The organism is Planococcus salinus, assembly GCF_003719725.1.
GTDB lineage: Bacteria > Bacillota > Bacilli > Bacillales_A > Planococcaceae > Planococcus > Planococcus salinus.
Genome location: NZ_RIAX01000001.1, coordinates 353,157 through 374,963 on the forward strand (window position 1 = coordinate 353,157; position 21,807 = coordinate 374,963).

The 21,807-nt window shown below is 46.9% G+C and carries 21 protein-coding genes and 1 other annotated feature; of the genes, 17 read left to right on the forward strand and 4 right to left on the reverse strand.

What is annotated here, in order from left to right; all coding sequences use genetic code 11:
- Positions 1-11 precede the first annotated feature (11 nt).
- The gene (prli42, locus tag EEX84_RS16455) at positions 12-107 is read right to left on the reverse strand and encodes a stressosome-associated protein Prli42 (RefSeq protein ID WP_158599055.1); all 96 of its coding nucleotides are present in this window, start codon (positions 105-107) and stop codon (positions 12-14) included.
- A 170-nt stretch (positions 108-277) separates the two neighbouring features.
- Between prli42 and mce the strand changes: the two genes are divergently transcribed.
- The 5 genes from mce (at position 278) to rnz (ending at position 6,077) form a co-directional block, all read left to right on the forward strand.
- Entirely contained in the window at positions 278-676 is a 399-nt protein-coding gene (gene mce, locus EEX84_RS01740) for a methylmalonyl-CoA epimerase (protein WP_123163847.1), read from the forward strand.
- A gap of 15 nt (positions 677-691) precedes the next feature.
- Positions 692-2,233: an acyl-CoA carboxylase subunit beta gene (locus EEX84_RS01745; protein WP_123163848.1), complete on the forward strand. Its 1,542-nt coding sequence runs from the start codon at positions 692-694 to the stop codon at positions 2,231-2,233.
- Between the two features lie 18 nt (positions 2,234-2,251).
- Positions 2,252-3,382, forward strand: coding sequence for a M20/M25/M40 family metallo-hydrolase (locus EEX84_RS01750; RefSeq protein ID WP_123163849.1), 1,131 nt, complete (start codon positions 2,252-2,254; stop codon positions 3,380-3,382).
- A gap of 483 nt (positions 3,383-3,865) precedes the next feature.
- Entirely contained in the window at positions 3,866-5,110 is a 1,245-nt protein-coding gene (locus EEX84_RS01760; protein ID WP_123163851.1) for a DNA polymerase IV, read from the forward strand.
- A gap of 7 nt (positions 5,111-5,117) precedes the next feature.
- Positions 5,118-6,077, forward strand: a complete 960-nt coding sequence (gene rnz / locus EEX84_RS01765) for a ribonuclease Z (RefSeq protein WP_123163852.1) — start codon at positions 5,118-5,120, stop codon at positions 6,075-6,077.
- 766 nt (positions 6,078-6,843) lie between these two features.
- On the opposite strand, the gene namA is transcribed toward rnz, so the two are convergent.
- Positions 6,844-7,860, reverse strand: a complete 1,017-nt coding sequence (gene namA, locus EEX84_RS01775; protein ID WP_123163854.1) for an NADPH dehydrogenase NamA — start codon at positions 7,858-7,860, stop codon at positions 6,844-6,846.
- Between the two features lie 47 nt (positions 7,861-7,907).
- Positions 7,908-8,711, reverse strand: a complete 804-nt coding sequence (gene proC / locus EEX84_RS01780; protein ID WP_123163855.1) for a pyrroline-5-carboxylate reductase — start codon at positions 8,709-8,711, stop codon at positions 7,908-7,910.
- 52 nt (positions 8,712-8,763) lie between these two features.
- Positions 8,764-8,969: a binding site (T-box leader), on the reverse strand.
- A 118-nt stretch (positions 8,970-9,087) separates the two neighbouring features.
- On the opposite strand from proC, the gene EEX84_RS01785 reads away from it, so the two are divergent.
- The 9 genes from EEX84_RS01785 to EEX84_RS01830 all read left to right on the forward strand — a co-directional run bounded on the left by EEX84_RS01785 (position 9,088) and on the right by EEX84_RS01830 (position 20,494).
- Positions 9,088-10,035: an MBL fold metallo-hydrolase gene (locus EEX84_RS01785; RefSeq protein WP_123163856.1), complete on the forward strand. Its 948-nt coding sequence runs from the start codon at positions 9,088-9,090 to the stop codon at positions 10,033-10,035.
- Between the two features lie 276 nt (positions 10,036-10,311).
- Positions 10,312-11,547, forward strand: coding sequence for an argininosuccinate synthase (locus tag EEX84_RS01790; RefSeq protein ID WP_123164038.1), 1,236 nt, complete (start codon positions 10,312-10,314; stop codon positions 11,545-11,547).
- Entirely contained in the window at positions 11,544-12,917 is a 1,374-nt protein-coding gene (gene argH / locus EEX84_RS01795; RefSeq protein ID WP_123163857.1) for an argininosuccinate lyase, read from the forward strand. Before EEX84_RS01790 ends, argH begins: the two co-directional genes overlap by 4 nt.
- Positions 12,918-13,267: 350 nt before the next feature.
- Entirely contained in the window at positions 13,268-14,524 is a 1,257-nt protein-coding gene (locus EEX84_RS01800; protein ID WP_123163858.1) for a Y-family DNA polymerase, read from the forward strand.
- Positions 14,525-14,646: 122 nt separating this feature from the next.
- The gene (locus EEX84_RS01805; protein WP_123163859.1) at positions 14,647-16,401 is read left to right on the forward strand and encodes an ABC transporter transmembrane domain-containing protein; all 1,755 of its coding nucleotides are present in this window, start codon (positions 14,647-14,649) and stop codon (positions 16,399-16,401) included.
- Positions 16,401-18,170 carry an ABC transporter ATP-binding protein gene (locus EEX84_RS01810; protein WP_123163860.1) on the forward strand — a complete coding sequence of 590 codons (1,770 nt, stop codon included), beginning with the start codon at positions 16,401-16,403 and terminating at the stop codon, positions 18,168-18,170. The genes EEX84_RS01805 and EEX84_RS01810 overlap by 1 nt, the downstream gene beginning before the upstream one ends.
- 12 nt (positions 18,171-18,182) lie before the next feature.
- A complete protein-coding gene (locus EEX84_RS16555) occupies positions 18,183-18,941 on the forward strand; it encodes a hypothetical protein (protein WP_192892895.1) in 759 nt (252 codons plus the stop codon).
- A 192-nt stretch (positions 18,942-19,133) separates the two neighbouring features.
- Complete coding sequence (locus EEX84_RS01825; RefSeq protein WP_123163861.1) at positions 19,134-19,844, forward strand: cytochrome c biogenesis CcdA family protein; 711 nt, start codon at positions 19,134-19,136, stop codon at positions 19,842-19,844.
- A 149-nt stretch (positions 19,845-19,993) separates the two neighbouring features.
- On the forward strand, positions 19,994-20,494 hold the full coding sequence (locus tag EEX84_RS01830; protein ID WP_123163862.1) for a CcdC family protein: 501 nt from the start codon (positions 19,994-19,996) through the stop codon (positions 20,492-20,494).
- 12 nt (positions 20,495-20,506) lie between these two features.
- Here EEX84_RS01830 and EEX84_RS01835 read toward each other — a convergent pair whose 3' ends face one another.
- The gene (locus EEX84_RS01835; RefSeq protein ID WP_123164039.1) at positions 20,507-20,941 is read right to left on the reverse strand and encodes a DUF2621 domain-containing protein; all 435 of its coding nucleotides are present in this window, start codon (positions 20,939-20,941) and stop codon (positions 20,507-20,509) included.
- 165 nt (positions 20,942-21,106) lie between these two features.
- On the opposite strand from EEX84_RS01835, the gene EEX84_RS01840 reads away from it, so the two are divergent.
- The 3 genes from EEX84_RS01840 to EEX84_RS01850 all read left to right on the forward strand — a co-directional run bounded on the left by EEX84_RS01840 (position 21,107) and on the right by EEX84_RS01850 (position 21,756).
- Entirely contained in the window at positions 21,107-21,328 is a 222-nt protein-coding gene (locus EEX84_RS01840) for a DUF1659 domain-containing protein (RefSeq protein ID WP_123163863.1), read from the forward strand.
- Between the two features lie 16 nt (positions 21,329-21,344).
- Entirely contained in the window at positions 21,345-21,560 is a 216-nt protein-coding gene (locus EEX84_RS01845; RefSeq protein WP_123163864.1) for a DUF2922 domain-containing protein, read from the forward strand.
- Positions 21,561-21,630: 70 nt separating this feature from the next.
- Positions 21,631-21,756 carry a YvrJ family protein gene (locus EEX84_RS01850; protein ID WP_123163865.1) on the forward strand — a complete coding sequence of 42 codons (126 nt, stop codon included), beginning with the start codon at positions 21,631-21,633 and terminating at the stop codon, positions 21,754-21,756.
- Positions 21,757-21,807 lie beyond the last annotated feature (51 nt).

Genomic DNA, 21,807 nt, shown 5'->3' on the forward strand with positions numbered 1-21,807 from the left:
TTTTATATAGTTCAGATGACAAAACTGATTCCCATCAATAAGCTGGATAGAAGCATCAATCCGACCATCGCATAGACGATAAACTTCCGGAACGCCGCATTTCTCATAAATGTCAAAACTCCTTTGTTGTCAGTAATGGACTTTTACGAAATCATATCATATTTTGAGCTTGAACAGAAGAAGGTTGCACATAGATTCCAAATATTCGTGAAGAACTAGAGTTTTACAGGTCGAATCTGTACAATAAAGAAGAAACCTAAAAAGGGAAGTGAAACTGATGAAGAAAGTCGATCATATTGGAATCGCAGTTCGGGACTTAAAAGAAGTGCTCCCTTATTACACGGAGACACTCGGCTGCCCTTTATTGAAAATTGAAGAGGTATCATCAGAAAAAGTCCGTGTGGCCTTTATCGATGCGGGGAACATCAAACTCGAATTACTGGAACCGCTGGACGATACAAGTGCCATTTCCAAATTTATTGAGAAAAAAGGAGAAGGCATCCATCACATCGCTTTTGGTGTTGAAAACATTGAGAAGCGGATGGAAGAGCTTCGGGAAAAAGGAGTTCGGTTATTGAACGAACAGCCCAAAGCAGGGGCGGGAGGCGCCTTGGTGTCCTTTTTGCACCCGAAGTCCTCAAACGGCGTATTGTATGAATTGTGTGAAAAACAGTAAGGGGAGTGTGAAGAAATGGATATTTACGAACGCATCAATGAATTATACGACAGAAAACGAAAAATCGAACTGGGTGGCGGAGAGGAACGGATTGACAAGCAGCATGAAAAAGGAAAACTGACCGCCCGTGAACGCATCGATTTACTGGTGGATGAAGGTTCTTTTGTGGAATTGAGCCCTTTTGTGGAGCATCGCACCATTGACTTCGGCATGGCAGAAGGACCTGGCGAAGGTGTGGTAACAGGGTACGGTAAAGTTGATGGCCGTCCAATTTACTTGTTCTCACAGGATTTCACCGTCTTCGGGGGAGCTTTGGGAGAGATGCATGCCCAAAAAATTGCCAATGTTATGGATTTGGCAGCAAAAAACGGAGCTCCTTTTATCGGTTTAAATGACTCCGGCGGTGCACGAATCCAGGAAGGTGTCTTATCACTGGATGGCTATGGCCAGATTTTTTACCGCAATTCCATCTATTCAGGTGTCATCCCTCAAATTTCCGTCATTATGGGGCCATCTGCAGGCGGGGCGGTTTATTCCCCGGCTATCACTGATTTCGTTTTTATGGTGGATAAGACAAGCCAGATGTTCATTACAGGACCCAAAGTCATCGAAACGGTGACGGGCGAAAAAATTTCCTCTGAAGATTTGGGAGGATCGAAAGTACATACTGCCATCAGCGGGAATGCTCATTTCCGTGCCGGCACAGAACAGGAAGTGCTGGAACAGGTTCGCCAACTGATCAGCTACTTGCCGCAGAACAACAAAGAACTTCCGCCTCGTTTGGAGCTGGAAGAAGATAATGATGACCGTCCGGATCTGGCTGATATCGTACCTTATGAAGCGATTCGTCCATATGACGTGCGGAAAGTGGTCGAGCAGGTCGTCGATACAGGCAGTTTCATGGAAGTGCAGCCGGAATTTGCGCGCAATATCGTCGTCGGGCTTGCCCGCATCAAAGGCGAAACGGTCGGTCTCGTATGCAACCAGCCAAAAGTGATGGCAGGCGGGTTGGATATTGATTCGTCGGACAAAGCGGCCCGTTTTATCCGGTTCTGTGACTCGTTCAACATCCCGCTCATCACATTCGAAGATGTCACGGGCTTTTTCCCAGGCATCAAGCAGGAACACGGGGGCATCATCCGGCACGGGGCAAAAATCCTTTATGCCTACTCAGAAGCGACAGTGCCGAAAATGACGGTCATTCTGCGCAAAGCTTATGGCGGCGCCTATGTGGCATTGAACTCCAAGTCAATTGGAGCGGACCTTGTTTACTCATGGCCGAATGCGGAAATCGCCGTAATGGGGCCTCAAGGTGCGGCCAACATCATTTTTGCCCGTGAGATTGCGGCAAGTGACAACCCTGAAGAAACACGAGCTGCGAAAATCGAAGAATACCGTGAGAAGTTTGCCAATCCTTATGTGGCAGCGTCACGCGGCATGGTCGATGATGTTATTGACCCGCGCGAAACACGCGTCAAACTGATTCAGGCGCTTGAGATGATGCGGCATAAGAAAGATCAGCGTCCATCGAAAAAGCATGGCAATATGCCGTTATAAATTGGAGGTATTTCAGCAATGAAGAACGACCGGTTATTGAATGAATTTCTGGAATTGGTGCAAATCGATTCCGAAACCAAAGATGAAGCACAAATCGCAGAGGTTTTAAAGCAGAAGATGGAATCCATCGGCTTTGAAGTGACGGAAGACGACTCTTCCCGCCGTAATGGCCACGGTGCCAATAATCTGGTGGCGACACTCAGAGGTGCTAAACAGGACGTACCCGCCATTTATTTTACCGTTCATATGGATACGGTGGTACCCGGCAAAGGCGTGCAGCCGCAAGTGCGGGACGGTTACGTCTACTCGGACGGCAATACGATTTTGGGTGCGGACGACAAAGCAGGAATCGCGGCATTGCTGGAAATGATCCGTTCGATCCAGGAACAGCAAATCGAACATGGCGACATTCAGCTGGTGATTACGGCCGGTGAGGAAAGTGGATTGGTCGGTGCCAAGGAGTTCGATTCTTCCCTGTTGACAGCGGATTACGGTTACGCAGTCGACAGTGATGGAAAAGTCGGCGGCATCGTCACTTCTGCGCCAAATCAGGCAAAGCTTTGGACAACGATCCACGGCAAAACGGCGCATGCCGGAGTAGCACCTGAAAAAGGCGTATCGGCAATTACGATTGCCGCCAAAGCCATCGCCAAAATGAAGCTGGGTCGAATCGATTCTGAAACCACGGCAAATATCGGCCGTTTCCAAGGCGGAGAAGCGACTAATATTGTCTGCGACGAAGTGAATATCTTGTCGGAAGCCCGGTCGATCAGTAAAGAAAAATTGTCAGCCCAAACCAGTCATATGGAAAGGGTATTTCAGGAAATAGCGGACGCCATGGGCGGCCGGGTAGAGACAGATGTCCAAATTATGTATCCCGGCTTCCATTTCAATGATGCGGCGCCGGTGGTGGAAATCGCCAAAAAAGCCGCGGCGAACATCGGGCGGCCGTCTCCGACGTTGACGAGCGGCGGCGGAAGCGATGCCAACATTTTCAACGGTTTCGGTGTGCCAACGGTCAACCTTTGTGTGGGCTATGAAGAAATCCATACGAAGAATGAGCGTATGCCCATTGAAGAGCTTGAAAAGCTGACTGAACTGCTTATTGAAATTGTCAAGGAGTCAAGTGGGCAGAAAGCTGCTGTATAACAAATAGAAAGAGAGAACAGCCCCGCTGTTCTCTTTTTTTTTGGCATTTTCAACTAATGGCCGCCTGCGCTTTTCTTGTTGTCCAGACTCCGGCGCCTAGCCCCTCGAGTCGCTTCGAACTTGCATGCCATGGCAAAAAACGCCATGACTCGCAAGTCCTCCAGCGCTTGTCGGGACTGAACAGGCGCCTGCGCTTTTCTTTGTCCAGCTCCGGCGGCCAGATTCTCGGGATCATAAGCCAACCTCCCTGTGCGGCTGAAGATATGCCGCTTCGGGAGGCTGTCTTATGCCTGTCGAATCTACATGGCCGCCTGCGCTTTTCTTTGTCCAGACTCCAGTGCCCAGCTCTTCGGGACATAAGCCAGTCCAGCTGTGAGGCAAAGAACGCCACTTCGCTGGTCTGTCTTATGCCTGTCAGAGCTACCCGGGCACTTCCGCTTTTCTTGTGTTAAACTGAAAGAAAAATGAAAGTGGAGCGATTGCATGGCAGGCCGGGTGATTTTTCATATTGATATGAATAGTTTTTATGCTTCTGTGGAACAGTCGCATAACCCTGATTTAAAAGGGAAAGCAATTGCGATTGCAGGCAATCCGAAAGAGCGGCGGGGCATCATTGTTACCTGTTCCTATGAAGCGCGGGCCCACGGAATTTATACGACGATGCAGGTGCATGAAGCGAAACGGAAATATCCGGAGCTGATTTTATTGCCACCCAACTTTGACCGCTACCGGACCGCTTCAAAAGCCATGTTCGAGATTTTGCGTTCCTATACAGCGATGGTCGAGCCGGTTTCCATCGATGAAGGCTATCTGGATGTGACGGAGCTTGCACTGGAACGCCACGCTGTGTCGATTGCTGAAGAAATTCAACAGCGTATTCTGTCAGAACTTGATCTGCCCTGCTCCATCGGCATTGCACCAAATAAATTTTTGGCCAAGACAGCCTCTGATATGAAGAAACCGCTGGGCATCACGATTTTGCGCAAGCGTGATATTCAACAGGAAATGTGGCCGCTTCCGGTGATTGAGATGCATGGCATCGGGAAAAGCACCGCCGCGAAACTGAAGACCCTGTCGATTGAAACAATCGGGGATTTGGCGAAGGCGAATACGGGTCTTATCAAGGAAAAGATGGGGAAAAATGGTGTCAGGCTTCAGAATCGTGCCAATGGAATCGATGAGCGGGAAGTTGATCCGGACTCTGTTTACGATACGAAGAGTGTCGGGACTTCAACAACTCTGCCTTTTGATGAGACGGATGATGAAAATTTGAAAGCCATCATCCGGAAACTGAGTGAAAAAGTGGCAGGCAGGCTGGAAGCGAAAGAACTGGCGGGTCCGACTGTCAGCATCCAGACAAGAAGTGCCGACTGGCAAAACCGGACACGCAGCATCACCTTGAAAAACACCGTATGGAAAGCAGACGATATCAACCGGGAAGCCTGGCAGCTGTTCATGAAGCATTGGAACGGAGAAGCGCTCCGACTGGTGGGAGTGACGGTTTCCAATGTGGCGGATAAAGGCGAGATGACCGAGCAGTTATCCATTTTCAATTTTCAGGAACATGCCAAAGAAGAGCCGATCATGGAGTTGATGACAAAGTTGGAATCCAGGTTTGGCAAAAGCATGCTGAGAAGAGGGACGAAGCTGAAAAAAACCTCTTCTGAAGATTCCGAAACAAGTTTCAGTAAAGATTTTCTCAATGACCACGACCATGATAGAAAGTAGGGACTTTATGCAGTTATTATTTCTGGGTACCGGTGCCGGCATACCATCCAAACAACGCAACACTTCATCGTTGGCCTTGAAGCTGCTGGAAGAACGCGGGACTGTTTGGCTGTTCGATTGCGGCGAAGCGACACAGCATCAAATTCTTCACACCACGTTAAAGCCAAGGAAAATCGAGAAAATTTTTATTACCCATCTTCACGGCGACCATATCTTCGGTTTGCCCGGCTTGCTCGGTTCCCGTTCATTCCAGGGAGGGGACGAACTTCTGGAGATCTATGGGCCTGCAGGAATACAGGAGTTTACTGAAACGTTTTTACGCATCAGCCAAACCCATTTGACGTATTCAATCATTTTCCATGAAGTGCAGGAAGGCCTCATCTTTGAAGATGAGACGATGGAAGTGGAGGCGCGTCTGCTTGATCACGTCATTCCTTCGTTTGGTTACCGCATCACTCAAAAACCGCTGCCTCCCAAACTGCTGATTGATGAGGCAGTCAAAAAAGGGGTGCCGAAAGGGCCGTTACTAGCCAAGTTGAAAAACGGTGAAACTGTTGAACTGGAAGACGGAACAGTGGTGAAAAGCGAAGAAGTGACGAGTCCGGCGGAAGCAGGCTTTGTTGTCGCCATTCTCGGGGACACCCGTTTCTGCCAGGCCGCTGTCGAACTCAGCCGGGGTGCCGATGTCCTGGTCCATGAAGCGACGTTTGATACGGAGACGCAGAAATTGGCGAAAGCCTATGGCCATTCATCGATTTACGATGCGGCACTGACGGCACACCAAGCCGGAGCAGGGACACTGATCGCCAATCACATCAGTGCCAGGTTTTTGCCGGAAGACGCCAAAACTCTCGCAAACGAGGCGTTGCACGTACATCCAACGATCCATATTGCACACGACTTCGCTGAATATGAATGGCATAAAAACAAAAAAGAAATACAGAAAAAGAAAAAAGAACGCCAATAGCCGGTTCCTGAAAAAACGAAGTGAAAATTATTGTGGTATAAGGGGACCGGGGTTAAGAACCATTGAACAAGTGGTGAGAAAAAGCTTCTATATAAGTTAAACAAAAGAATAATCCTTTATATAACGCTTCGGCGCTTTGGACAAGACTCCCGCAATAAGCCGAGAAAACCACTCGTCGCTCCGTCGGCATTCGCCTGCTCCGGAGGCGCGCCGGCGCTTAGAGAAGTCACTAAAGATATGGAGCAAAACAGCGAAGACGCCCAGGGGACCAAGCGAAGTGATGAGATCCACTCGGGCGGTAAGCCCGAGTTAGCTCAGCGCGAGCCCCCAGGCAAGCGGAGCTGTTTTGCGGAATATCGATTACTAAAGATTAGTAGTTCAACTTATATATTTTTTATTAACAGAAAAAATTATATAAATAATAGAACATACGTTCTGTTTGTGGTAAAATAGAGTTACAGTTGCAAGAGGGCGGTGTGGCCATTCCCCGGGAAAGGGGGTGGTAGTATGACGATATCTGAATCATTCGGCCTCATCTTCACGAGCGTCGGCTTGACGATCAGCGCAATCACGCTGGTCGTTACGATGATACTAGTCATAAACAAAGAAAAATAACCGTCCCTGTGGTGAGGAATGACGGTTATTTTCTAAGCCTAAATTCCAGCCGACCGCTCTTCACGCGGTATGCAACTGGCCGAATGCTCACGCATTCGGTTTTTTTTACGTTACTTTCAGTATACTAAATTTTGAGCATTTTGCAACTGCCTTATACCCAGCCGCGTTCATACGGCACAGGAGCTTCAATTTCGGCTTTCAGTTCGGAAGCCGCGGTATAAGCCCAATAAGGATTGCGCAGCAATTCGCGCGCCAGGAACACCATATCGGCACGCCCGTTCTGCAGAATTTCCTCGGCGTGGAGAGGGCTGGTGATCAGGCCTACTGCTCCTGTGGCAATCGGCGTCTGCTGTTTGATCGTTTCCGCAAACGGTACCTGATACCCCGGATAGGCATTGATTTTTGCGGGCACCACAGCGCCGGAGCTGACGTCGATCAAATCGACGCCTTGCTGTTTCATCCATTGGGTCATTTCCACATATTGATCCGGTGTCATACCGCCTTCAGTATAGTCAGAGGCAGAAATGCGGACAAACAGGGGGCCATCCCATACAGGGTTGACGGCGTCGATGACTTCACGCAGTAAACGGTAGCGGTTTTCAGCTGAACCGCCGTATTGATCTGTCCGTTTGTTGGTCAATGGCGACAAAAACTGGTTGATCAAATACCCATGGGCCGCGTGGATTTCAATGACATCAAATCCTGCTTTTTTTGCCCGGACGGCGCCATCCTTGAACGCTTGGACGGTTTCTTTGATATCTTCGGCGGTCATGGCTTCCGGCGTCTTGTACTGATCGTTGAAAGCGATGGCACTCGGCGCCTGTATTGTTCCGTCCACAGTCGCTTTTCTGCCGGCGTGCGCCAGCTGAATGCCTGTTTTTGAGCCGTGATTCTTCATCAGACGAACGATTTCAGCGAGCCCTTCGATATGGCCATCTTCCCAAATTCCCAGATCTCTGGCAGAAATCCGGCCCTGGGGCTGTACGGCGGTCGCTTCCACAATAATCAGGCCGACTTGGCCGACTGCCCGCGTCGGGTAATGGATCCGGTGCCAGTCGGTCACTTGGCCATCCTCCTGGTCGCTTTGGTACATGCACATGGGTGCCATGACGATCCGATTTTTGAACGTGGTGTTTTTGATGGTCATCGGTTCAAATAGTTTTGCCATTGTCATTTGCTCCTTTTCATTGCGATTAAGTCAATCAAACGATATGATTATTCGAATTCTTTTCCGAGTTCGCGTGACCGTTTGGCAGCTTGTGTTACACAGTCATTAATGATTTTCTTGAATTGATTGTTTTCCAATGATTCAAGTCCGGCAGCGGTGGTGCCATTCGGACTTGTCACTTTTTTGCGCAACTCAGTAAAATCATTTTGCTGCATCATTTCGGCAGCTCCGTCAAATGTCTGGCGCACCAGTTTTTTGGCATCCGCTGAAGACAGCCCATTTTCAATGGCCGCTTCCCGCATTGCTTCTGCAAAATAATAGATGTAGGCAGGACCGCTTCCGGCTACGGCAGTGACCGTATGCAATTGATCTTCCTCTACAACCGTAACGCCGCCGATGGAGGACAGCAATTTCCGAAGGTCATGCTGTTTTTCAACGGTGACATATTTGCTCCAGGCAACGCCTGTCGCCGACTTGCCGATTTGCGCGGATGTATTTGGCATCACACGGGCCACCGGCAGATTGCCGACATGCTTCTGGATGGTATTGATGGACACACCCGCCACCACTGAGATGATGATGGTGTTGTCTGTCAGGGTGTCTTTTATGTCCGCCAAGGCTGCTGCGATATCTTTCGGCTTCATCGCCAGCAGGACGAAATTGGCATCCTTCAGATCTTTCTTGTCTTCACAGACAATATTGACGCCGTATTCGTCGCGCAAATTTTCCAGTCGTTCCATGTCTGACTTATTGGTTACTGAGATTTCTTCCGGTTTCAGAATCCTTTTATTGATCCATCCGTGGATCATGGACTCCGCCATTGACCCAGCACCTACACATACGATTTTCATTTCTTCTCCACTTCCTTTACTCAAAATAAAAAAGCGCAATCATCCCTGTTGTTCCAAGGACGAAAACGCTTTGTTTCCGCGGTACCACCTAAGTTTGCCGTGACGGCACTACTCGATATCCATAACGCGGATCAACGGCCGTGTTTACACGGCAGCTCAAAAGCAGGTTCCAGAAAGGAGAGGGGATGCGCCTCGCAGCAAACGGCGCACTCTCTTGGCACCTTCACTTTCTGTACTAGTCTTCATCTTCGCTCATATGTTATAGCATTATAAAGGATATTGAACCGTTTTGTCAAATTGCCTCCGGGAGTGACGTGAACCCGATTTAGCGTTATGATAGTTGAATAGTGATTCAGTTTTAAAGGAGAGGAAGAATTTGAGTTTACATAAAATAGTTATACCAACGAACTTTGCGGTGGGAGATGTAAACTCTTACCTATTAAAAGGAGATATGCTGACATTGATTGATGCCGGTCCGAAAACCCCTGAAGCGTGGGAAGCTCTTAAGTTCGGTTTGAAACAGGCGAACGTACGCCCCGAAGATATTGAACAAGTGGTGTTGACCCACCATCATCCGGACCATGCCGGCTGGGTCGATGGATTTGAGCGCGCAAAATTATACGGTCATCCGTATAATGATCTGTGGCTGCGCCGGGACCAGGCTTTTTTCGATTATCACGATACTTTTTACCTTGAACGTTTGCAGGAGGAGGGAGTGCCGGAAGAGCTGTTTTTCTGGATCAAGAAAATGAAACGGCCACTCAGCCTGATGGGAAGCCGGCCGCTCGACATGTCGATCAACGAAGGCGACAGTTTGCCTGGGCATCCCGACTGGGAAGTCATGGAGACATTGGGGCATGCGCAGAGCCATGTCTCATTCTGGAACAAAGAAACCAACGAAATGATCGGAGGAGACCACGTCATCAGTCACGTCTCATCCAATCCGCTGATCGAGCCGCCGCTGGATCCGTCTGAAGGACGGCCGAAATCGCTGCTTCAATACAACGCGTCGCTGGGCCGCTTGCTGAAGATGCCGGTGGAAGTTGTTTACAGCGGCCATGGCGATGAAGTCCGCAATGTCCACGAACTCATTACAGGACGTCTTGAGCGGCAGCATCAGCGGGCGATGAAAGTGCTGGAAATGATCGGCTACAATGAGAAAACGGTGTACCAGCTGGCGCAGGAACTTTTCCCTCACGCCTATGAAAAAGAATTGGGACTGACTTTGTCAGAAACCATCGGGCAGATTGATTATTTGCTTGAAGATGGATTGATCACCGAACAGATGGATGAACAGGGCGTATTCCATTTCAGGCAGGCGTAGCGGGAGCCGGTTTGTTTTTGTTGCAAGAATCTTCAGAAGCAAGTAAAATAAAACGCGTGTTAAAAATAGTTTGAATTTAGAAAAATGAAAACGGCAGTTGTCAGACAGCGATTCATGGGTTGATTTGTTGGGGATGGGCAGGTGCAGAAGGAAAAGCGGCTGAAGCTGCTTTTTTTATGTGAAAATGTAAATAAATTCACTTGCGCTAATAAATATTCCGTGGTATTATGTGTATATTCATTTCAAACATTGCATAAAAATACATTGGAGGTTTTCATATTGAATAAAAAAGTGGTTCTTGCATACTCAGGCGGTTTGGATACATCGGTGGCAATTCCTTGGTTGAAAGGTCAAGGCTACGACGTCGTAGCGGTTTGCCTGGATATCGGAGAAGGAAAAGACCTGAACTTTGTGAAACAAAAAGCGCTTCAAGTAGGGGCAGTAGAAAGCTACATGATCGATGCACGTGACGAATTTGCAGAAGAATATGCATTGATTTCATTGCAGGCTCATACATTATATGAAGGAAAGTACCCACTGGTGTCAGCTCTGTCCCGTCCGCTTATTTCGAAAAAATTGGTTGAAATCGCTGAAGAGACGGGTTCAACGGCTGTAGCGCATGGCTGCACAGGAAAAGGGAACGACCAGGTGCGTTTTGAAGTGTCCATCAAATCATTGAATCCGGATCTTGAAGTTGTGGCGCCTGTCCGTTCGTGGGCTTGGTCGCGTGACGAAGAAATCGCTTATGCAAAAGAGCATAATGTGCCGATCCCTGCAACTTTGGACAGCCCATTCTCCATCGACCAGAACATTTGGGGCCGTGCGAACGAATGTGGCGTTTTGGAAGACCCTTGGGCTACACCTCCAAAAGAAGCATACGACATCACTGCTGAACTGGAAGATACACCGAACACACCGGATATCGTGGAAATTGAATTTGTAAAAGGCGTACCGACTCAATTGAACGGCGTTTCCTATAAATTTTCCGATCTTATCCTTGAATTGAACCATATTGCCGGTAAACACGGAGTCGGCCGTATCGACCACGTTGAAAACCGCCTTGTCGGCATCAAATCACGCGAAATCTATGAAGCTCCGGCTGCGATGACTTTGATTGCTGCCCATAAAGAGTTGGAAGACATCACATTGGTGAAGGAAATGGCTCATTTCAAACCGGTCATCGAGAAAAAGATGACGGAATTGATCTACGAAGGCCTTTGGTTCTCGCCGCTTCGTTCAGCATTGGAAGCGTTCCTGAAAGAAACACAGGCGTTTGTCAACGGCACAGTGCGTGTGAAATTATTCAAAGGACATGCCATCATTGAAGGGCGTAAGTCACCAAACTCGTTGTACAGTGAGCAATTGGCAACATATTCTACAGAAGATACATTCAACCATGAATCTGCTATCGGTTTCATCGAATTATGGGGACTGCCAACAGTCGTCAATTCACAGGTCAATAAGAAAGAAGTCGCTGTTACCGAACAAGTGAAAGAGAAGGTGAAAGCATGACCAAACTGTGGGGAGGCCGTTTCCAGAAATCGGCCGAACAGTGGGTCGATGAATTCGGCGCTTCCATTTCGTTTGATCAAAAACTCGTACTCGAAGATTTAGAAGGCAGTACAGCCCATGTCAAAATGCTGTCGGCGTGTCATATCCTGTCGGAAGAAGACGCGTCGCTCATCTTGTCCGGCCTGGAAACCTTGAAAGAAAAAGCAGCAGCCGGCGATCTCGAATTCAGCGTTTCAAATGAAGACATCCACTTGAATCTGGAAAAATTATTGATTGATGAAATCGGCCCGGTCGGCGGCAAGCTCCACACCGGAAGAAGCCGCAACGATCAAGTGGCAACGGATATGCATTTGTATCTGAAAAACCGTGTTCAGGAAATTATTTCCGGCATTGCGGCTTTTCAGGATGCCATCGTCAAACAAGCAGAGGAACATGTGGAAACGATTGTGCCCGGATACACGCATCTGCAGCGCGCACAGCCAATTTCGTTTGGCCATCACCTGTTGACGTATTTCTGGATGCTCGAACGCGACAAAGAGCGATTGACGGAATCACTGAAGCGCATCGATGTGTCTCCGCTTGGAGCGGGAGCGATGTCGGGCACGACATTTCCGATCGACCGTGAATTGTCAGCGGATCTTCTCGGATTTTCCGCTGTTTACCAAAACAGCCTGGATGCCGTCAGTGACCGCGACTTCATTGTCGAATTTCTCAGCAACGCCTCAATGCTGATGATGCATATGTCACGTTTTGCAGAAGAAATCATCCTGTGGTCAAGCGAAGAGTTCCGTTTTATCGAACTCGATGATACGTTCTCGACCGGTTCAAGCATCATGCCGCAAAAGAAAAACCCGGATATGGCGGAGTTGATCCGTGGCAAAACCGGACGCGTATACGGCAATTTGTTCGGCTTGCTGACTACTTTGAAGGGCTTGCCGCTCGCTTACAATAAAGACATGCAGGAAGACAAAGAAGGTATGTTCGACACGGTCCATACATTGATGGGCTCGTTGCCGATTTTTGAAGGCATGGTCCGTACCATGACAGTCCGTACCGATTCGATGGAGAAAGCTGTTCATTCGGATTTCTCCAATGCCACGGAACTGGCCGATTATTTGGCCGCCAAAGGCATGCCGTTTCGGGAAGCTCATGATGTCACAGGGAAATTGGTTTTCTTGTGCATCCAGCGCGGCTATTATTTGAAAGATCTGCCACTTGCTGACCTGCAGGACGCCAGTGCGCTGATCGAAGAAGACATTTACGATACTTTGATGCCAAAAACAGCTGTAAAGCGGAGAAATTCACTTGGTGGCACTGGTTTTGCGCAAGTGGAGCATCAACTTGAACAAGCTAAGCGATTGATCGGATAAACTTGCTTTTGCACCGGTTAAGTAAGAAATCATTCTTGAATAAAGCCGATTCTTCTGGTTACACAGGAGAATCGGTTTTTTTGTGTGGATTTGGCGAAGGGAAGCCTGTGCGGGCAAGAGTGCTTTCCAGTTAATTGGATATACATGCTTTCACCAGCGAAATACTGTCTCTTGTTTCGGAAATACTGTCTCTCACCCGGAAAATACCTTCCCTCCTCCCCGAAATACGTTCCTTCTAACACCATTCCCCCTTATACAAGTTTAGCCACATCCAAAAGCGGTTATTGATTAGGAACAAATGTTCGTATATGCTTGAAAAGAGGAGAGGCAACAGAATGGAGGGGAGCGGTATGTACGAAGGATTGGAACAGCGGCCCATCATCTGCCTTGATATGCGCAGCTTTTACGCCAGCTGCGCCGCAGTCGATGAGGGCCTGGACCCGTTGAACGCCTGTATTGCGGTCATCGGCAAACAGGAAAATCGCGGAAGTGTGGTGCTGGCGGCTTCGCCGGTCTTGAAGAAAGAGTTTGGCGTCCGGACCGGCACCCGACTGTTTGAGATTCCGGACGATCCGCGCATCCTGAAAATCGAACCGAAAATGGGTTTTTTCCTGCGAGTGTCGATGGAGATCACCCGATTACTGGAAGAGTATGTGCCGAATGAAGCGATTCATGTCTACAGCGTGGATGAAAGTTTCGTTGACTTGAGCGGAACGGAAAAAATATGGGGAACACCTGAAACGATCATCAGCCATTTGCAGGATGACATCGTTCGGCAATTCAGTCTCCCTTCAGCAATCGGCCTGGGACCGAATATGCTGATGGCCAAACTGGCACTTGATCTGGAAGCGAAAAAAGAAGGCTTCGCCAAATGGAGCTTTGACGATGTGCCGGAGAAATTATGGCCGGTGTCACCGCTCAGCAAAATGTGGGGAATCGGTGCGCGCCTGGAAAACACCCTGAATGGTATGGGCATTTTTTCAGTCGGAGATTTAGCCGCTGCCGAATTGGCATTGCTGGAAGAAACGTTCGGCATCCTGGGCAATCAATTGTATCATCATGCCTGGGGCATCGATTTGTCGGAACTCGGCGCTCCTTTGGTCGAAGGGCAGGTAAGTTACGGCAAAGGCCAGATTTTGTATCATGACTACACAACATCCGAAGAGATTTTGGCGGTGATTCTGGAAATGACGGAAGATGTGGCGAAACGTGCGCGCGCAGCCGGCAAAGCAGGACGCACCGTGTCATTGTCCGTCGGCTACAGCAAACAGGCATTCAGCGGAGGGTTTCACCGTTCGCAGTCCATCGATGAAGCGACGAATGATACGATGAAATTATACGCGGTGTGCAAGGATTTATTGGCGCAGTTCCATGACGGCCGTCCTGTCAGAAGGCTTGCGTTGACTTTGACCAAATTGGAGGACGAAACATCGATGCAGCTCAGTTTGTTTGAGCAGCGCAAGTGGCAGAAACGGAAGCTGGGAGCGGCAATGGATGAACTGCGTGACAAATACGGGCCGACTGCTGTGCTGCGCGGCGTCTCCTATACCGATGCCGGTACGGCAGTCGAACGGAAAAATCTGATTGGCGGCCACAAAGCGGAATAAACAACGGATGATTCTGCAACCGCATCGGGTGGAGCAGGCGCCTCAAACAAAGCCGTGCTTCTTTCGGGCGGAAATATTTGCTAAGATGAAAACGTAACTACAACATAGCAAGGAGAAAAACAATGCGCGTATTCTGGGAGTTGGGATGGTTTTTCAAAGAAAGAAGAAAGCACTATGCACTCGGTATTTTCCTGCTGCTCCTCGTGGCATTGATTGGCGTACTGCCGCCCCGCATCATCGGTTTTGTGGTGGATGAAATCAGCCGCGGCACGTTGACGCCTGCGTTTCTCATCAAATGGCTCAGTATTCTGGCAGCCGCTGCCCTCGTCATGTATGTGTTGCGTTACATCTGGCGTCTGCTGATTTTCGGTTCATCGATTTTACTGGCCCGGAATTTACGGAAACAATTATTCCACCATTTTACACGCATGTCACCGGCTTTTTATCAGCGCCGGCGTGTCGGAGATCTAATGGCGCATGCCACCAATGATCTTCAGGCTGTGCAACAGACTGCCGGTGCCGGTGTGTTGACGCTTGTGGATTCGCTGGCTACAGGCGGCTTTGTTATTGCCGCGATGGCGTTGACCATCAGCTGGGAGTTGACGCTGATCGTGCTATTGCCGATGCCGATCCTGGCTTATTTGACAAATTATTACGGCAAAATGATGCACGACCGTTTCCACGGCGCGCAACTGGCATTTTCCGGACTGAATGACAAAACACAGGAAAGCATTTCGGGTATGAAAGTGATTAAGACCTTCGGCCAGGAAACGGAAGACGTTGCCGATTTTGTTAAAAAAACAAAAAAAGTGGTGGACGAAAATATCCGAGTGGCGCGCGTGGATTCCCTGTTCGATCCGACCATTTCCGCTGTCATCGGTGTCTGTTATTTTCTGACCATCGGTTTCGGCTCTTATTTTGTGGTCAATGGCGACATGACCATCGGAGATTTGGTGGCCTTCACGGCCTATCTTGGGCTCCTTGTCTGGCCGATGCTGGCATTTGGCTGGCTGTTCAATATCGTGGAACGGGGGCGGGCGTCTTATGATCGGATTCGTGTACTGCTGGCAGAACCCGCCGATATCGATGACCGGAAAGACGCACTGGATGTCCGACCGGCAGGAGATATCGTTTTTTCGATCAATAAATTCCAGTTCACGGGAGACGATCGTGCTGCCTTGAAAGATGTTCATTTTGAATTGAAGCAAGGGCAGACCTTGGGTATCGCCGGGAAGACCGGTTCCGGAAAGTCAGCGATTTTGCGGCTGCTGCTGCGGGAGTTTGAGAATTACCAGGGAGATATTACCTTCGGCGGGAAATCCATCAACGATTATAAGAAACAAAGACTGCGGGAAGCGATCGGTTATGTGCCGCAGGATCATTTCCTGTTTTCGACGACGGTTGCCGGCAATATCGCCTTTGCCCGTCCGGAAGCCACCATGGAAGAAGTGGTGGAAGCGGCAAAACTGGCCCACATTCATGAAGATATCCTGAATTTTGCAGACGGCTATGACACGGTGGTCGGCGAGCGGGGTGTTTCGTTGTCGGGCGGCCAGAAACAGCGCATTTCCATTGCCAGGGCGTTGATGATGCGCCCTGAACTGCTGATATTGGATGACTCGTTATCGGCAGTCGACGCCAAAACGGAAGAAGCGATTCTGGCTTCGCTGAAACAAACGCGAATCGGCGAAACAACCATCATCACGTCGCACCGGTTGAGTGCCATTCAACATGCGCACAAAATCATCGTCTTGGAGGAAGGGTCCATAGTGGAAATCGGATCGCATGAAGAACTGATGAACAAAAAAGGACGTTATTACGAAATGTATGAGCTGCAGCAATTGGAAGCGCTCGTCGAGCAGGGAGGCGAAGCGTGATGGATAAACAGAAAGAATTGACCGAGAAAGACCAATGGCTGGTACTCAAACGTTTGCTCAGTTACCTGCGGCCGCATAAAAAACCCTTGCTGGTGGCGACCGCTTTGCTCGTTTTGACGGTCCTTGGTGATGTGCTGGGACCTTTGCTCATCAAAGTGTTCATCGATGATTATTTGACACCGGGCACATTTCCGACGGGGCCGATTGTGGGCTTGGCTCTCGGCTACGTCTTTATTCAAGTGAGCAATGTGATTCTGAGTTATTTTCAGATGCTGAAGTTTCAGACCGTGGCGCTGGTGATCATCCAGCAGCTGCGCATTGATGTTTTTACGAAAGTGCAGCATCTCGGTATGCGTTATTTTGACAAGACACCTGCCGGCAGTGTGGTATCGCGCGTAACGAATGACACGGAAGCGATCAAGGATATGTTCATTACTGTATTGATCGGCTTTATCCAAAGTACGTTTTTGATTGTCGGCGTGTATATTGCGATGTTCTTTTTGAATGTCCGGCTGGCACTCATTACGCTGCTGCTGTTGCCGATCCTGTTGTGGATCATTTACATTTACCGCAAATACAGTTCCGTCTTTTACCAGGACCTGCGGGAGCGGCTTGGACAATTGAACGCGAAACTGTCTGAATCGGTCCAGGGAATGGGTATGATTCAGGCGTTCAGCCAGGAATCACGGCTGCAGGATGAATTCAATGACATCAACGACAAGCACTGGGAGGCGGGAAAGCGCAATATCAAAATTGACGGTTTGTTGTTGCGGCCGGCGATCGATCTCGTTTACGCCTTGGCATTGATCATGCTGCTCAGCTATTTCGGCATCACGTCATTTGATAACGTGGTGGAAGTCGGCGTCATTTATGCTTTTGTCACCTATGTCGATCGTTTTTTCGAGCCGATTAATCAATTGATGCAGCAATTATCCATTTTCCAGCAGGCCATTGTAGCGGGCTCCCGTGTTTTCGCTTTATTGGATGAAAAAGAAATCGTTCCCCATCAATTGGATGAACCAAAGAAGATAGTGGACGGCAAAATCGAGTTTCGAAATGTCACTTTTTCTTATGACGGAAAAAACGATGTGTTGAAGAATATCTCTTTTACCGCCGAGCCAGGACAGACGGTGGCTTTAGTCGGCCACACCGGCAGCGGGAAGAGCTCGATTATCAACTTGCTCATGAGATTCTATGAATATTCCGAAGGGGAGATTTTGATCGATGGGATATCCGTAAAAACTTACGCAATCGAAGAACTGAGAAAGAAAATGGGCTTGGTGCTGCAGGATCCGTTTCTTTTTTACGGCACCATTGCCAGCAACATCCGGCTGTATAATGAGCACATGACGGATAGGGAAATCCGGGCGGCCGCTGAATTTGTCCAGGCGGACCGGTTTATCCATGCGCTTCCTGAAGGCTACAGCCAGCCGGTGACAGAACGCGGATCCACTTTTTCCAGCGGTCAGCGGCAGCTCGTGGCATTCGCACGCACGATGGCGGTCGACCCGAAAATATTGGTGTTGGACGAAGCGACGGCCAATATCGACACGGAAACGGAAGTGGCCATCCAGACCAGTCTGGAACGGATGAGAAAAGGGCGTACAACCATTGCGATTGCGCACAGGCTCAGTACGATCCAAGATGCAGACCTGATTCTTGTGTTGCATCATGGGGAAATTGTCGAGCGCGGATCCCACCAGCAACTGCTGAAGCAGCGGGGTCTGTATCACAAAATGTATTTGCTGCAAAACGGCATTGTGGAATAACGCAGGGGAAAATTGGATAATTACAGGCTGCAGGCACGCTTAGAAAAGAGCATGTCTGCAGTTTTTTTAAGATTTGCGGAAAAAATACAGATTCAATTGTTTAAAAAAGATGTTCACAACTATATATGTACAAAATTACATAAGGAAAACTTCAAAAAAAAAAAAAAAAAAAAAAAAAAAAAAAAAAAAAAAAAAAAAAAAAAAAAAAAAAAAAAAAAAAAAAAAAAAAAAAAAAAAAAAAAAAAAAAAAAAAAAAAAAAAAAAAAAAAAAAAAAAAAAAAAAAAAAAAAAAAAAAAAAAAAAAAAAAAAAAAAAAAAAAAAAAAAAAAAAAAAAAAAAAAAAAAAAAAAAAAAAAAAAAAAAAAAAAAAAAAAAAAAAAAAAAAAAAAAAAAAAAAAAAAAAAAAAAAAAAAAAAAAAAAAAAAAAAAAAAAAAAAAAAAAAAAAAAAAAAAAAAAAAAAAAAAAAAAAAAAAAAAAAAAAAAAAAAAAAAAAAAAAAAAAAAAAAAAAAAAAAAAAAAAAAAAAAAAAAAAAAAAAAAAAAAAAAAAAAAAAAAAAAAAAAAAAAAAAAAAAAAAAAAAAAAAAAAAAAAAAAAAAAAAAAAAAAAAAAAAAAAAAAAAAAAAAAAAAAAAAAAAAAAAAAAAAAAAAAAAAAAAAAAAAAAAAAAAAAAAAAAAAAAAAAAAAAAAAAAAAAAAAAAAAAAAAAAAAAAAAAAAAAAAAAAAAAAAAAAAAAAAAAACAGACAAGAAAAACCAAAATGCACCCAATAAAAACAAATAAAAAACAACAAAATCGCTTCGAATTTACTAAGTGCGGAAAAATGCACTCTCTAAAGGTTGCCCACATTTGCCATTTACATAGCCGTCTGCGTTTTCCTGCCACAAAGTTTTCACAAACAGAAAGGGGGTATTAAAGGGGGAATTTTGGTAAGATGAGGGGAGAATTGTAGAGGAGTGACAATTATGGCCACTGACATTAATTTATTATTAGCGTTCGGTGCAGGATTTTTGAGCTTTGTTTCTCCTTGTACCTTGCCATTATATCCCGCATTTTTATCGTATATTACAGGAATGACCATTGACGAAATCAAGAATGACAAAAAAGTGATGCAGCGCCGGGGCATGTTCCATACGATCTTTTTCCTGCTCGGTTTTTCGACCATCTTTATCGCACTCGGCTTCAGTACGTCGTTCTTCAATGAATGGTTCGTCCGTTACGAAGAACTGATCCGCCAGGTAGGGGCTATTTTCATTGTCCTGTTCGGTTTAATGATTGTCGGCGTGTTCACACCGAAATTCTTGATGCAGGACCGCAAAATTTCTTTTAAGAACCGGCCATCCGGTTTTCTTGGTACGTTCTTGATCGGACTTGCTTTTGCGGCAGGATGGACGCCGTGCACCGGTCCGATTATCGGGGCCATTTATGCACTTGCTGCAAGTAATCCAGGTTCTGGCATCTGGTATATGCTTGCTTATGTATTCGGGTTTGCGATTCCGTTTTTCGTCCTTTCCTTTTTCGTTACGCGTATGGGCTGGCTCCGGAAGCACAATAAGAGCATTATGACTGCCGGCGGCTATGTTATGATCGGTGTCGGGGTCCTGTTGTTTTTTGACGGATTGACCTATATCATTCGAATTCTAAGTCCGTTTTTCGGTGATTTCCAAGGATTCTAATTGCAAAAGGAGAGATGATGATGGAAGCCATCGCCAGCATACAATACCAACAACAACAAACAGGCAACCGTCAGTCATTTTCACCGGCAGACAACATCCTTTTTTCCCAGACCATAAAATGCACTGTGGCAGATTGGAGGTAGAATGGAATGTTTGAAATGATTCCTCCAGAGCTGTTATTGATCGTTACGTCTGTAGGTGCAGTTATCATGGGGATTTTGGTCATGTTTGTGCGGTCCAAAGCGTCAAAAAAACCGGTATCGGCCAAAAAAATCATCCTGCCGCCCTTATTCATGTCGACAGGGGCGTTGATGTTTGTATTTGAATTTTTCCGCGTATCACCGATTCAAATTGCAGAAGCACTGGTGGTCGGTATGCTCTTTTCGACCGTATTGATCTGGACTTCCAAATTTGAAGTGAAAGAAGACGGGATTTATATGAAACAGTCAAAAGCCTTCATCTTCATTTTGATTGGATTATTGGCGGTCCGGCTTATCGGGAAAATGGTGCTCAGCTCGACCATCGATGTCGGGGAATTGAGCGGCATGTTCTGGATTCTGGCTTTTGGAATGATTGTTCCGTGGCGGGTTGCCATGTATCTGCAATACAAAAAAATAGTGGAAAAAACAAAAAGCGTCGTTCCCGGTTAAGGGACGGCGCTTTTACTGTTCAAAGTATTGTTCATATGGACGGACATCGATTTGCATTTCGTCCAACTTTTTGCGAAGAAATTTATGATCACGTTTTGGAGTCGCTTGAATATACCCACGGATAATGTGCTGTAATTGTATTTTTTTCGCGTTTTCAGCCAACAGGATCTGACCGATTTTCCCGGCAATCTTTTGTTTGGCCACAGGCCGAAAAAGGTCCGGCACCGGCTGCACCAGTTCCGCGAGTAGTGCTTTTTCTTCATCTCCCCAAAGATGAATCGTTTTGTCCACGTAATATTCTTCCCAATTCAGGTCGGACAATCCGTCCTGTTTGGGCATCGACTTCAGGAACTTGCGAAACATGAAGTATCCACCTATCGCAAAAAGACCGACCAGAACCACTACCCAGAATAGGATAAACCATAAAAACCAGCCACCTAATTCCACTTTCTTCACCTCATTGTATCCCGCGTTAACAGGCAGTAAAACTCCATTTGTAGAAGCTCTCTTTATTTCTTTCTCCATTATAGAAGCATTTTCGAAAAAATTCATCTTAAAAGTATCTTCTTTTGGATTTGCTGTCTATATAGCGGATGAAAGGAGGTGGTAAGCATGGCAGCAAGCGATTTCAAGAACGCCTCAATCCGGTGCACGTTTGAAAACGGCATGGGGGAAGATGGCAAATTACTGAAGAAAGTCAAGTCGTATCATCACGTAACAGAAACAGCAGGAGCTACAGAAATTTTCGAAGTGGCCACCGTATTGACCAATCTGGGCACAAAACCGCTGATGTTTCTGGAAAAACAATCAGCAGAAAGCATTTACGCAGTTTAAAAGGGGGAAATAAGAATTGGCGAAAACATTGGAATTGATTTTTGAAACCGCAGCAGGCAAGAGCGTGACATTGTCCGTAGATGATCCAAAAGAAGACCTGACAGCACAAGAGCTGCAGGAAGGAATGGAAACAATCATCACACAGAATATTTTCGAAGTGGAAGGGGCGGCGTTCGCCTCGGTGAAAGGTGCTCGCGTGATTGACCGCAATGTAACGGAATACGAAGTATAAAGACAAGATCGACTCTCCTGAATCAGGAGAGTCTTTTTTAAAATAGAACAGTGAAAACGAGGTGTGCAGAATGGAAGAATGGATGAGGTGGATACAGGAACTCGGATTCCCAATCTTTGTATCGTTTTATCTGATGCATCGTGTGGAAACGAAACTCGTAGCCATTCACGATGCCTTAATCACATTAAAAGTATAAAAGGGTTTCACAGATTTGTGACAAAGAGCGCGGAAGTTATGTTGTGTTCAT